At 37.1% G+C, this 13,283-nt stretch carries 14 protein-coding genes; 9 read left to right on the top strand and 5 right to left on the bottom strand.

Annotation, left to right across the window (positions count from 1 at the left end; all coding sequences use genetic code 11):
* Positions 1-280: 280 nt before the first annotated feature.
* From AN161_RS25740 to AN161_RS25730, 3 genes are all read left to right on the top strand, one after another.
* The gene (locus tag AN161_RS25740) at positions 281-2,230 is read left to right on the top strand and encodes a PrkA family serine protein kinase (protein WP_277815987.1); all 1,950 of its coding nucleotides are present in this window, start codon (positions 281-283) and stop codon (positions 2,228-2,230) included.
* Positions 2,231-2,522: 292 nt separating this feature from the next.
* Complete coding sequence (gene yhbH / locus AN161_RS25735; RefSeq protein WP_053597165.1) at positions 2,523-3,680, top strand: sporulation protein YhbH; 1,158 nt, start codon at positions 2,523-2,525, stop codon at positions 3,678-3,680.
* A 56-nt stretch (positions 3,681-3,736) separates the two neighbouring features.
* Positions 3,737-5,137, top strand: a complete 1,401-nt coding sequence (locus AN161_RS25730; RefSeq protein ID WP_053597164.1) for a SpoVR family protein — start codon at positions 3,737-3,739, stop codon at positions 5,135-5,137.
* Between the two features lie 60 nt (positions 5,138-5,197).
* Here the strand turns inward: AN161_RS25730 and AN161_RS30395 are convergent, their stop codons facing one another.
* Both AN161_RS30395 and AN161_RS25725 read right to left on the bottom strand, forming a co-directional pair.
* The gene (locus AN161_RS30395; RefSeq protein WP_201406552.1) at positions 5,198-5,344 is read right to left on the bottom strand and encodes a hypothetical protein; all 147 of its coding nucleotides are present in this window, start codon (positions 5,342-5,344) and stop codon (positions 5,198-5,200) included.
* 41 nt (positions 5,345-5,385) lie between these two features.
* Positions 5,386-5,673 (bottom strand): hypothetical protein, encoded by a 288-nt coding sequence (locus AN161_RS25725; protein WP_241774656.1) that lies wholly within the window; start codon positions 5,671-5,673, stop codon positions 5,386-5,388.
* 173 nt (positions 5,674-5,846) lie between these two features.
* Here AN161_RS25725 and AN161_RS25720 point away from each other — a divergent pair, with 173 nt between their 5' ends.
* Positions 5,847-6,722, top strand: a complete 876-nt coding sequence (locus tag AN161_RS25720) for a radical SAM/SPASM domain-containing protein (RefSeq protein ID WP_053597215.1) — start codon at positions 5,847-5,849, stop codon at positions 6,720-6,722.
* Positions 6,723-7,166: 444 nt separating this feature from the next.
* Here the strand turns inward: AN161_RS25720 and AN161_RS25715 are convergent, their stop codons facing one another.
* On the bottom strand, positions 7,167-7,556 hold the full coding sequence (locus AN161_RS25715) for a helix-turn-helix transcriptional regulator (protein WP_053597163.1): 390 nt from the start codon (positions 7,554-7,556) through the stop codon (positions 7,167-7,169).
* A gap of 211 nt (positions 7,557-7,767) precedes the next feature.
* On the opposite strand from AN161_RS25715, the gene AN161_RS25710 reads away from it, so the two are divergent.
* Positions 7,768-8,385 carry a restriction endonuclease subunit S gene (locus tag AN161_RS25710; protein ID WP_053597162.1) on the top strand — a complete coding sequence of 206 codons (618 nt, stop codon included), beginning with the start codon at positions 7,768-7,770 and terminating at the stop codon, positions 8,383-8,385.
* Positions 8,386-8,555: 170 nt separating this feature from the next.
* Here the strand turns inward: AN161_RS25710 and AN161_RS25705 are convergent, their stop codons facing one another.
* Entirely contained in the window at positions 8,556-10,229 is a 1,674-nt protein-coding gene (locus AN161_RS25705; protein WP_053597161.1) for a ribonuclease J, read from the bottom strand.
* A 218-nt stretch (positions 10,230-10,447) separates the two neighbouring features.
* Between AN161_RS25705 and AN161_RS25700 the strand changes: the two genes are divergently transcribed.
* Entirely contained in the window at positions 10,448-11,212 is a 765-nt protein-coding gene (locus AN161_RS25700; RefSeq protein WP_053597160.1) for a DUF2935 domain-containing protein, read from the top strand.
* A gap of 531 nt (positions 11,213-11,743) precedes the next feature.
* Here AN161_RS25700 and AN161_RS25695 read toward each other — a convergent pair.
* The gene (locus AN161_RS25695; protein ID WP_053597159.1) at positions 11,744-12,238 is read right to left on the bottom strand and encodes a L,D-transpeptidase family protein; all 495 of its coding nucleotides are present in this window, start codon (positions 12,236-12,238) and stop codon (positions 11,744-11,746) included.
* A gap of 157 nt (positions 12,239-12,395) precedes the next feature.
* On the opposite strand from AN161_RS25695, the gene AN161_RS25690 reads away from it, so the two are divergent.
* From AN161_RS25690 to AN161_RS25680, 3 genes are read left to right on the top strand one after another with little or no spacing between them, the layout of a single operon-like run.
* Positions 12,396-12,629, top strand: a complete 234-nt coding sequence (locus tag AN161_RS25690) for a hypothetical protein (protein ID WP_053597158.1) — start codon at positions 12,396-12,398, stop codon at positions 12,627-12,629.
* Positions 12,630-12,673: 44 nt separating this feature from the next.
* Complete coding sequence (locus AN161_RS25685) at positions 12,674-12,883, top strand: hypothetical protein (protein WP_053597157.1); 210 nt, start codon at positions 12,674-12,676, stop codon at positions 12,881-12,883.
* A 15-nt stretch (positions 12,884-12,898) separates the two neighbouring features.
* Entirely contained in the window at positions 12,899-13,096 is a 198-nt protein-coding gene (locus AN161_RS25680; RefSeq protein ID WP_053597156.1) for a hypothetical protein, read from the top strand.
* Positions 13,097-13,283 lie beyond the last annotated feature (187 nt).

The following is a 13,283-nucleotide window of genomic DNA, read 5'->3' as shown; positions in this document are numbered from 1 at the left end:
CGATGAGCCGCTTCACTCGCGTTGCTCGCTCCAGGGTCTCATCTGTGACGCTGATCCCCAAGGAGTCGCCCAGCCTCCACTCCAATCAACTTATTTACATGGCATATCTATATAATAAATGTTATCCCAAGCTTTTGGTGATGAGCCAATAAAACGTCTGGCGAAATGATTAATGATTAAATTCATTCCTTTGTCTGGCAATAAAATTCCCATTATTCAGCAGAAAAAATTATAGGCAATAAGAAGAAACTTCGACAAAGAAAAAGTATTGGGTATCATAATGTCATTTCCTTCATACTATGTTATAAATCAAGCCCTGAATGGAGGGAAGGCTATCAACATTTTAGATAAAGTGAAAAGCTATCGCGAAGAAGAAAATCGGCTGAAGTGGGAAGGAACATTTGCAGATTACTTAAACATCATCAAGGAAAGACCTGAAGTTGCTCAAACAGCCCATTCACGCGTCTACAATATGATAAAAAGTGCTGGTGTAGAGGAACGCGATGGGCAAAAAATGTACAAATTTTTTGGGCAAGAAATTTTTGGGCTTGAAACAGCAATTGAAAGACTGGTGGAGGAATATTTCCATCCAGCAGCACGAAGATTGGATGTTAGGAAACGTATTTTGTTATTAATGGGACCAGTTAGTGGTGGTAAATCGACAATTGTGACCTTGCTGAAACGCGGACTTGAGCAATTTTCGCGAATAGATGAAGGCGCAGTTTACGCTATTAAGGGATGTCCAATGCATGAGGATCCCCTACATTTAATTCCACATCATTTGCGTAATGAGTTTTACGAGGAATATGGTATACGAATTGAAGGAAGCTTATCGCCTTTAAATACAATGCGTCTTGAAAAGGAATACGATGGACGTATTGAAAATGTGATGATTGAACGTATTAGTTTTTCTGAAGACAAACGTGTGGGTATAGGAACCTTTACCCCATCAGATCCAAAATCGCAGGATATTGCTGATTTAACAGGCAGTATTGATTTCTCAACAATTGGTGAATTTGGTTCAGAATCTGACCCTCGTGCTTATCGCTTTGACGGTGAGCTAAATAAGGCAAACAGAGGTATGATGGAGTTCCAGGAAATGTTAAAGCTTGATGAAAAATTCTTGTGGAATTTATTGTCTTTAACACAGGAAGGTAACTTTAAAGCAGGCCGATTTGCATTAATTAGTGCAGATGAGTTAATTGTTGCGCATACAAACGAAACGGAGTATCGTTCATTTATTTCTAATAAAAAGAATGAGGCGTTGCATTCACGTATTATTGTCATGCCAATTCCGTATAACTTAAAAGTTAGTCAGGAAGAATTGATTTACGAAAAAATGATTAAAGAAAGTGATATGTCACATGTTCATATTGCTCCGCATGCATTAAAGGCCGCAGCAATCTTTTCGGTTCTAACAAGACTGGAAGTACCGAAAAAGCAAGGTGTGGATCTTATTAAAAAAATGCGACTGTACGACGGAGAAAATGTGGAGGGATTTAATTCCGTTGACTTAGAGGAGCTTAAAAAAGAGTTTCCAAACGAAGGCATGAACGGTATTGATCCACGGTATATTATTAATCGTATTTCTTCTGCAATTATCCGAAAAGAGATACCATCTATTAATGCGTTAGATGTTCTACGTTCACTAAAGGATGGGCTTGATCAGCACGCTTCCATTTCTCAGGAAGATCGAGAAAAATATATGAACTATATTGCAGTTGCTCGAAGAGAGTATGATGAAATTGCCAAAAACGAAGTGCAAAAGGCTTTCGTGTATTCGTATGAAGAGTCTGCAAAAACATTGATGAATAATTATCTTGATAATGTAGAAGCATTTTGTAATAAAAATAAAATTTTCGATCCATTAACTGGTGAGGAAATGAATCCCGATGAAAAATTAATGCGCTCTATTGAGGAGCAAATAGGCATTTCGGAAAATGCGAAAAAGGCATTCCGTGAGGAGATATTAATTCGAATTTCTGCTTATGCTCGAAAAGGAAAGCGTTTTGACTATAATTCTCATGAAAGATTACGAGAAGCGATACAGAAGAAATTATTTGCGGATCTCAAGGATGTCGTGAAAATTACTACTTCTTCAAAAATGCCGGATGAATCACAGCTGAAGAAAATTAATGAGGTTGTAGCAAGACTTGTCGATGAACATGGCTATAATACAACATCTGCTAATGAATTATTGCAATATGTAGGTAGTCTGTTAAATCGTTAAAGGCTTTGACCTATTCAGTGGAAATAAGACTATCGATAGGAGTGAATAGGAGTGTCCCATTTTAGGGCACTCCTTTTATCTTCATTCAGCAATGTTTTATGTAGCGAAAGCAAAGCGTCAGCTACAAATGTTTTATGTAACGTAAGTGCAAGGACGTAATTACGCCAAAACGAAATGGATGTCGTAAGTGAAGTAACAACGAAGTGTAATTGATTTCTCTAAAAAAGTTCAAGAAAGTGAATCACTAGCATAGTATAGAAAAAGCAAATTTGATAGATGGGTGAGGATAAAAATGACTGAAAACGAAAATAAACGCTTTGTCATCTCTCAGGAAAATTGGTCCCTCCATCGTAAAGGGCACCAGGACCAGCAACGTCATATGGAAAAAGTAAAAGATGCTATCAAGAATAATTTACCTGATTTAGTTAGTGAAGAAAGTATTGTGATGTCCAATGGTCGAGAGGTTATTAAAATTCCTATACGTTCACTAGATGAATATAAAATTCGATATAACTATGATAACTCCAAGCATGTTGGGCAAGGACAAGGAGATAGTAATGTAGGTGATGTGGTTGCACGTGATGCCAGTAGAGGCGATCAAGCCAATGGCAAGGGAAAGGAAGCTGGTGACAAGCCAGGCCAGGACTATTATGAAGCTGAAGTAAGCATTGAGGAAATTCAAAATGTGCTATTTCATGAGCTTGAGCTACCAAACCTACAACAGAAAGAAAAAGCAGATATTAAAACGGAAAAAATTGAGTTTAACGATATTCGAAAAAAAGGTCTGATGGGGAATGTCGATAAAAAGCGCACTATCCTCAACGCACTAAAGCGTAATGCCATGAAAGGTAAACCAGAAATTACGCCGATTCATAATGATGATCTGCGTTTTAAAACTTGGGATGAAGTGGAAAAACCTGAATCGAAGGCAGTTGTTCTTGCGATGATGGATACAAGTGGCTCGATGGGCTCCTTCGAGAAATATTGCGCTAGAAGCTTCTTCTTTTGGATGACCAAATTTTTGCGTTCAAAGTATGAAACCGTGGAAATTGAGTTTATTGCACATCATACAGAGGCAAAAGTAGTGACAGAAGAAGAATTTTTCACGAAGGGTGAAAGTGGAGGAACCATTTGTTCATCTGCCTATATAAAAGCATTGGAACTAATTCGGGATAAGTATAATCCTTCTCGCTATAATATTTATCCAGTACATTTTTCAGATGGTGAAAATATTTCAATGGATAATGAAAAATGCTTGAAGCTAGTGGGAGAGCTAATGGATGTTTCGAGCATGTTTGGATATGGTGAAGTCAATCAGCATAACCGCTTTTCTACACTTATGTACACATACAAAAAAATAGATGACGCCAAATTTAGGTATCATATTTTGAGAAAAAAAGGCGATGTTTATGATGCCTTAAAGAGCTTTTTCAAAAAAAGTGAATCTTAAATGGTAACGAGGTTGAATCATGGTAAGTAATTATGTTCAAAGGAGGGGGCGGAAAAATGGAGATGAAAGAGCTTCAACGAGCGATTGATGAAATTACAGAAATTGCTTCAAGCTTTGGCTTAGATTTCTTTCCAATGCGCTATGAAATTTGTCCAGCGGATATTATTTATACGTTTGGCGCATATGGCATGCCTACTCGATTTTCGCATTGGAGCTTCGGGAAACAATTTCATAAAATGAAGCTTCAATATGATTTAGGACTAAGCCAAATTTATGAGCTAGTGATTAACTCAAATCCATGCTATGCATTTTTACTCGATACAAATACGTTAACACAAAATAAATTAATTATTGCGCATGTATTGGCGCACTGCGATTTCTTTAAAAATAATGTACGCTTCTCCAATACTCGAAGAGATATGGTTGAGAGCATGACTGCAACAGCTGAACGGATAGCCGGCTACGAAAGGGAATATGGAAAGGATGAGGTCGAACAGTTTTTAGATGCGGTATTAGCGATTCAGGAGCATATCGATCCATCACTTTTACGACCAAAATTGCCTTGGAATACGGAGGAACTTGAAGAAGACATTCTTCCAGCGAAATCACCGTATGATGATCTATGGAGTTTAGATGATAAGGAAAAAGAGTATAAATCGATAAGGCGAAAAATAAAGAACTTCCCGCCAAAGCCAGAAAAAGATTTATTGCTATTTTTAGAGGAGCACAGTCGAGAATTGGAGGACTGGCAGAGAGATATATTAACGATGATGCGTGAGGAAATGCTTTATTTTTGGCCACAATTAGAGACGAAAATTATGAATGAAGGCTGGGCTTCTTTTTGGCATCAACGTATAATGCGTGAGCTTAAGCTAACAACAGCGGAGACGATTGAATTTGCGAAATTAAATGCAGGTGTTGTGCAGCCTTCAAAAACAACCATTAATCCTTATTACCTTGGCGTGAAAATTTTTGAGGATATTGAAAACCGCTATAATCATCCAACAGAAGAGATGAGAAAGCTAGGTGTTCAACCGAACTCAGGCCGAGAGAAAATGTATGAGGTAAGAGAGGTAGAGTCGGATATCTCCTTTATCCGCAACTACTTAACGAAGGATTTAGCGAAGCAAGAGGATCTTTATTTGTTCCAGAAAAAGGGCAATGAATACCGTATTACAGATAAGGATTATGAAATGGTACGAGATCAGCTCGTATCGATGCGTGTTAACGGGGGATTCCCATATATCGTTGTTAAAAATGGGGATTACCTTCGCAACGGAGAGCTCTATTTAGTGCATGGTTTTGAAGGAATGGAGCTCGATCCACACTATTTAGAAAACGTTTTGCCATATATTTATCAGCTATGGGGTCGTCCTGTGCATTTAGAAACATATGTAGATGGAAAGCCATTGCTTTATTCATATGATGGTACAAAAAATTATAAACGCAATGTGTGAGGCGTGATTCCTTGGTGGATAACAAAACAAAAAACTTCTATCTGTTGGTATGAAATATTTTTACAGATAGAAGTTTTTTGCTGTTTCAAATAAAGGCCTATCGCCATAACGTGGGGTTGATTTCCGCTCCGACTGGGCGCTTTGTAGCTGCCGCTTTGCTTTCGCTACAGAAAACATTTGTTGTTGTTGTTGCTGTCGCATTCGCACAGAGCAAAGCTTCCTGGGGGCGTTCGATGAGCCCAAAAACTTTAGTCGTTTTTATTTTCATCTAACAATGGAGAGGACTCATTTTCAACCTCACCAGCAATACCGCTTCTGCCGTTTCCATCTGCGAATTGAGAATTTACGTTTCTAGTATGACTGCCGTTTAGTGCATTTTGACCGCCTTGGTTGGCATTAGTACCTACATCCTTATTGATTTGTTCCCTATCTTCAGCCCGTTGTTCAAAATGGATTTCTTTATTGCCAATATTAATAGTAAGATTGATGGTAATATGATTTTTAGATGGATCCTTTGAAGGTTCATTATCAGGCATAATTTTCACCATTACTATTAAGTTATTAATCTTTCTCAAGCTTACTTGTTCATGTAGCCCTAAGATGTATAAATAATGTGAGGGGAAGGAGACTGAAAAACTGTTCCTTATCGTAAAATTTGTTAAAATGAATAGGATTTGAATATATGAAGAACTGGAACGGTGAATTAACGTTGAGAACATTTAAAAAGGTTTATATAGAAATAACGAGTGTCTGTAATTTAGCATGTAGCTTTTGTCCGCCAACTGCTCGTGCAAAGGGACTTATTAAAGTAGAACAATTTAATAAAATATTGGATGAAATACGTCCTCATACGAAATATATTTATTTGCATGTAAAAGGAGAGCCGCTTTTACACCCGCGTATTGATCAGCTGCTTGACGCAGCACATGAAAAGGGTTTTAAAGTTAATATTACAACGAACGGTACACTGATCAAAAAGAATCGTGAAAAGATACTAGGGAAACCAGCCTTACGCCAAATCAATTTTTCATTGCATAGTTTCGACGGTCATGAGGGATCGGAAAATCGTGAGAAATACTTAGGGGATATATTAGATTTTGTGCGTGATTCAAAAGATTATAATACGATTATTTCATATCGTTTATGGAATTTACAAAGGGATCAAGTATCGGATATTGCGGCACGGAGAAATCGTGAAACGCTCGAAATTCTAGAAAATGAATATAATCTTGATTATCGTATCGAAGAAAAAGTGCAGCCCGGTAAAGGTGTAAAGATTGCTAATAATATTTATTTAAATCAGGATCATGAATTTAGATGGCCGAGCTTGCTTGAGCCTGAGGATGAAGGCAAAGGCTTTTGCCATGCACTGCGAAGCCAGGCAGCTATTTTAGTGGATGGTACAGTAGTGCCTTGCTGTCTTGATGGTGAGGGCGTTATTAATTTGGGGAATGTGAATGAGAAATCTTTCACAGACATTGTTCAAGGAGAACGTGCAAATAATATTGTCGACGGATTTTCACGCAGAGAAGCAGTCGAAGAGTTATGTAGAAAATGCGGCTATCGTCAAAAATTTGGAATGTAATAGACAGATCCATTTGGTTTTAGACTAAATGGATTTTTTTATGGTCAAAACAATGACATGCCACCATTATAAAATAGGCTCATCATAGACATTTGTTAAAACATATGCCATATGGAGGTGGAGATTAATCGTATTAAAGCAGTGTATTAGCTGTGTTGATTAGGAAAAAATAGGTTTATTATTGAGCGATAAAAGGATTTTTTTATTGCTATTTTGACAAATATATTGCCATTTTTAACTGATTGGCGTAGGGCTACTCAAGTGCTCCTGTCGCTTCGCTTTCGTCGCAGAGCAAAGCTTCCCGCAGGAAAGCGAGTAGCCCGTAGCGGGAATCAGACTTCTAATTAATTAGGATGGATAAAAAATGGTTAATCAATACAACTGGCAGTGTATCAAGAATTATCGAAAAATATTTTCTAGCTGGCTGTCAAAACAGCTCCAACGTCATTGATTATTGGAGCTGTTTTTCTTTGATTGTGAATCAATAGTATCTAAAAAATCCTTCGTAATACGTACTACGTATTTTACCTCGTCTAAATTGCGCTCCCTTAATACTGATCGATGTATGTCAAGCACAAGGTTCTTTTCTTCAATATCAGTAACACCAGATAATTTTTGAAAGTTAAAAACCTCCTCAGGGGCAATGTCTAATGCTTTTATCAGCGTTTCTAAAGTGCTCAATGTGATATTAGATTGCCCATGCTCAATATTTGAGATTCGTCCTTTACTAAAACCTAACTTCCCTGTTCTTTCTGCCACTTCTTCCTGACTAAGCCCCTTGGATACCCTAATAATACGGAGTTGTTCACCTACTAGCTTTAAAAAGTCTGACATATGATTCACCTCTATGTAAAAAGCTAGTGAAAAACATTAAAAATGCCTATACTATTATAGTGGTATAATAGGGATAATGTTACTGTAAAATGGTACAATTATTAGTGGGAAGTTTTTTTAAGAGAAAAGGCTTATGGAAAACAGTGTTGATGATTCGTCAGTGGCTTGTTTTAGAGTATATATAACTAAGTTAAGGATGGAGGATTCAGGCATGGTAAAGCGTTATCGATTAGATGAAGTTGCTAAAATAGAAAAGGGGAAAATAGTACCGATGAAGAAGAATTTTACAAATGTCGGATTACCCTTAATTACAGCAAAATATTTAAAACAGTTAATGCTAAATGGTGATATTGAACAAATACCAAAGATTAATATTACATTTAAAAAAGATTTTAAGTATGCACCAGTACCGGCTAAAACCATCATTCTTACTAAAGCTAAATTGAGGGAAACAAATAAATATATATATCAATGTGAAAATGAAGTATGTGTTGCAAATGATGTCGTGGCTATTATTCCAAATGAAACAATTATTTTAAGTGATTATTTATTTCACTTTCTCAAATGGTATAAAGAATGGCATCATTTGCACCATATACCCATTGATGTTCCGATGATTGATATCCAACTTAAAATGGTAAGACTTTTAAATACGATTCAGCTTTTATTAAAAAATAAAGAGTCATTGATGACAGCGGTAGAGGGGCTACCACAGCATTTTGACAATTTTTCGATGCAGATAGAAAATCACTCGAAAAATTTACATCATGGATTTGATCAGGTTCAGTATCTTTACAATGTTATGCTTCATAAAATTTTCCAAGGGTGAGCTCTATAAAGAAATACAAGAGCCAGGACTTTTAAAGAAGATTGAGCAATCCATAAAGTGAAACTTTAATCAGAGGGGTTTTCTTCATCCTCACTGATTTTACGGGTAGTTAAGGCGAGATACAATGAATTTAGTCGGTGTAAGGGGAAAAATCCCTCACACCGACTTTTTTAAATTTCGATAATTATAGGTAAAATCATTGGTTTTCTTTTTGTTTGTGAAAAAAGATATTGGCCGACAGCTCTTTTGATCTCTCTTTTTAAGACATGTATTTGCTGCTTACCTTCTTCCTGGAGCTCATTTACGGTTTCTTTGACGAGAATATTTACTTTGTTCAAAAGGTCCTCAAAGTCTTTGGCATAAACAAAGCCTCGTGAAATTGTATCAGGTTCTGAAATAAGGGAACCTTCTACCTTATTTAGTGTTAAAACGATGACAAGCATACCGTCTTCTGAAAGCTGTTTGCGATCGCGTAAGACAATTCCTTCGACTTCACCGATACCAATACCGTCGACATACGTATCACCTGATGGAATTTTACGTGTTTGTCTAGCCATTGCATTTTCAATATCAACAACATCCCCATTTTTCACAATAAACGTATGTCCTCTTATGACACCAACGGACTCAGCTAGCAAACGATGTTGATGTAACATACGAAATTCACCATGAATCGGAATGAAAAATTTGGGTTTCATTAGTGTAAGCATTAGTTTTAAATCTTCCTGATAACCATGTCCTGAAACATGCATACCTGTGTGGCTGGAGGAGCCATAAATAACCTTTGCACCTAGTTGGAATAAGTTGTTAACGATTCGTGAAACACTCTTCTCATTCCCTGGAATAGGCGATGAGGCAAAAATAACTGTGTCATCAGGCAAAATTTTTACTTCGCGATGGTTGCCATTTGCTAGGCGAGAGAGTGCAGCTAATGGCTCACCCTGACTACCCGTACAGAGTACAACAATTTCTTCAGGTGGGAGATATTTAACCTCACGAGCATCAATTAACATGTCCTCTGGAACGTCTAAATATCCTCGCTCAAGTGCCACATCTACAACATTCACCATACTACGCCCAAGTAATGCAAGCTTTCTATTTGTAGCAATCGCTGCATTTACAATTTGTTGTATGCGATTAACATTAGAAGCAAAAGTGGAGATAACGATTTTGCGTTCGGCATGTAAAAATGCATCCTCAATATGATTACCGACAAGCTGCTCTGATGGAGTTAACCCAGGTCGTTCAGCATTCGTACTTTCAGAGATAAGCACCAGTACGCCTTTTGATCCTATTTCAGACATCTTATGAATATCTGCAAATTGATTATTTACAGGCGTTAAATCAAATTTAAAATCGCCAGTGTGCACTATATTTCCTTCAGGTGTATTAATAACGATCCCCAAGCAATCAGGTATACTATGGCTCGTTCTAAAGAAACTAACATCAGCTTGTCCGAAATTTAATGATGAATCGGAATGAATTTCTATTAAATCGGTCTCTCTTAAAAGCTTATGCTCTTTTAGCTTTAACTCGATTAAGCCAAGCGTAAAACGCGTCGCATAAACCGGAACATTTATTTTTTTTAATAGATAAGGAATTCCACCAATATGATCCTCATGTCCATGTGTCACAATTAAGGCTCTAATCTTTTCTTTATTTTCTTGTAAGTACGTAATATCAGGGATTATTAAATCAATACCTAGTAAGCTTTCGTCTGGAAACTTAGCACCACAGTCGATAATTATAATATCGTTTGCATACTGCACTCCATACATATTTTTGCCAATCTCATTAATGCCACCTAAGGCGAAAATAGATAATGTATTGTCTTTTGTGGACAAGCATATCCCCTCCTAATTTTTAAGGTCAACTACTATAGATGCACCTTTAAATGAAATTTGAATTTGTTTCGTTGCTTCAGCATTATGTAGTATAGCTTTAAGCGTTTCATCCTATACGAAAAGACAGTGGGAGATTGAATTTTCACCCGAACATTAATATTAGATTTTCAAGAAGAATAGAATAGAGGAATCGTATAGAACAAAGGAGATGTGACTGTTTGTCGAATTACGTTCAGCATGCAGTATTTGAACATAGGTTTTGGCTAGGGATATTAAGAGATCACGGACAATTTATTCATGATTCATTGTATCCATCGGAGAAAGAGGATATTAAAAGAGCGAGCTCATTTATTCATCAATTTTCTCAGCTTCTTGCCTATGTTAATTCGCTTGATGCTTCTAATGCAGTTTCCTTTTCACTTACTGTTGACGAGTCTGTGGAACAGTTCAAGCAATTTAAATTTCTTATCCTCAGACGTCAATTAACAGGAAATATTAATATTCATCTACCGCCTTCCTTTGTCAACCATATGGTGAATGAATTAGAGGAATATCAAAATGTTCTTAACTACTTAAAGAAAGGCGAAGTCCCGCCAATCTTTCATGAGCTACATCATCACTTAGTCTGGCTTTTAGATGCATCAGGACATGCAGGGATCATTCATGACGATTTAGATGGAGTAGAAAGAAGATTGAGGCAAAAAAGTACGACCTTTGCCCAACATTTTGAACAATTTTATTTAAAAGCGGTAGAGCTTACTGGATATTTGCGTTCAAATATAGACGCATTCCCCGCATTGAATCGCTTTAACCAAGATGTAGAAATAGAGATGAAATTATTTAAAATCTTTTTACGTGAATTAGAAGAAATGGAGTTAAGTGCTGAAGTATTAGGAACATTCACAGCTCCAATGGCAGATCATATGCTAAGAGAGGAGCAATACTATTTATCGAAGCTTGCACAATCTAGAGGTGAAGGTTAATTTGCACTAAGAGGTTATTTTAAGAGTGTTGAAAAACAAACACTATGTGAATTGGTTGATTGGAGTGGAGGCTGGGTGACTCCTTGGGGATCAGCAATAGAGGAACGAAGGCTAAAAGCATCACATCCTGTGATAACGCCTTCGTGACCAACCTCGGTGGCTTTCGCGCAAAAAACATCTGTTGGCCTGAGACCCTGCAGCGAAGCGGATGTTTTCTGCGCGAAAGCGTAGTGCAACGTAGCGGCAGCGACAAAAGCGGCTCATCGGACGCCCCCAGGAAGCTTTGCTCTGTGCGAAAGCGAAGCGACAGCAACAATGTTTTATCTGTGCGAAAGCGAAGCGACAGCAACAACAACAACAAATGTTTTCTGTAGCGAAAGCAAAGCGGCAGCTACAAAGCGCCCAGCCGGAACGGAAATCACCCCCTCGTTTTGACGAAGGGTCATACTTTATTTAACATGACACCTTTAATTTCATTGGCATGTTTCAACAACATGAGGCTATCTTGTTATGAGATAGCCTTGTTGATTTTTAAGGATGAATAAAAACTCCAGTGCCGATTGGGACAATGCTTGCAAGCTCTTCGACATCTTGATTATGCATGCGAATACAGCCTCGTGAAACAGCATGACCGATTGAGCTAGGATTATTAGTTCCGTGAATACCGTAATGCTCTTTAGATAAACTCATCCACATTGTCCCAAACGGACCACCAGGATTTGGAGCCTTATTAATAATTATAAAATTGCCAGTAGGTGTACCATGTAGCATCCTACCAACTGCAATCGGGTATTGCTTTTGAAGAATATTATCCTTATATAACCGTAGCCATCGATTTTCAGTAGAAATATCTATTCTATAAGGGATTGTATTTGGGTTAGGAAACCCAGGTATAACAATTTGTTGACCAATATAAAGTACATTCGGATCTATCCCAGGATTTGCAGCAATTATTGACGATAACGGCGTACGATAATTTCTAGCTATTTGAGACAAGGTTTCGCCTGCTTTAACTGTATGAATCAAAATCTTCACCTCCAATGAAATAATTGTTTTGCTTTAATACAGATTATGCCGAAGATATAGAAAAAACCTTTAATATTTTCATAAGGATAGCAACTGCAGTTAGTTGGATATGATAAGCAGTAAATAACCATATCCAGTAATCGAGGAGCTATTTATAATGAAAGAATTTAAAATTACTTATTTCTTTGATGAAATGCATTATGTTAGAAGATTTATTCATATTGATTCACAGGAAAAAGCAGAGGCATTAGTTCGAAGCGAACGAGATCAGTATATATCCTTTACAGATAGTAGAGGGATGTATCATGAGCTGCATACAAGAAATGTTCGGGTCATTCAAATATCTGAATATCACCGCATCGATAAAAGTGCGAAAACGAAAGGCACATAATTTGTCCAACATTGCACACGCTATAGATAAAGGAGGGTGAAATGATGGACATAGAAAACGTACCGCATGAGAAAAAAATATTTATGAATTTAGCTAGCAAGAACAAACCAGATATGGTCGAATCAGATACTATTAGTCTTTTCGATTTACATGAAGATATGCAAACAGTGGATGCTATACCGATTAAAGAGCTTAATAAAAAAGTGAAAAGAGAAGGCGATGAATTAATCGAAATGCAGCCTGATGAATTATAGAAGGTAGGGATTTGCATGACTGACCATAATGAAGCTCAGTTTACTTCTGCTGGAACAGATATTAATGAAGTAAAAAGAAAAAATGTAGAGGCCGGTTTATCTTATAATGAAGTGAAAAAACTGCTAGCCCAAAATGGTGGGGTAGGTACAAAAGTATATAGTGATACAGACACGGAAGAAGTAAAGCAACAGATTCGTGGGAAAAAACAATAAGCAATTTGGGAGGAGTATGAAATAATATGGTACCTGTAGTTAGGACACTTGAAAAAGAGTGTGCTAACTGCGGGTATTTTTTATATACTAGACTTTTAAGATTAAAGGACGAACTAGGGGCTACTATGAGTAAAATTATATTTTCACCAAAACAGATACTACAACTTCAAAAAAATCCAAACGTACA

The sequence above is a fragment of the Lysinibacillus sp. FJAT-14222 genome, from assembly GCF_001278875.1.
In the GTDB taxonomy this organism is placed as follows: Bacteria; Bacillota; Bacilli; order Bacillales_A; family Planococcaceae; genus Lysinibacillus; species Lysinibacillus agricola.
This window is presented reverse-complemented; position numbering and strand designations above follow the sequence as displayed.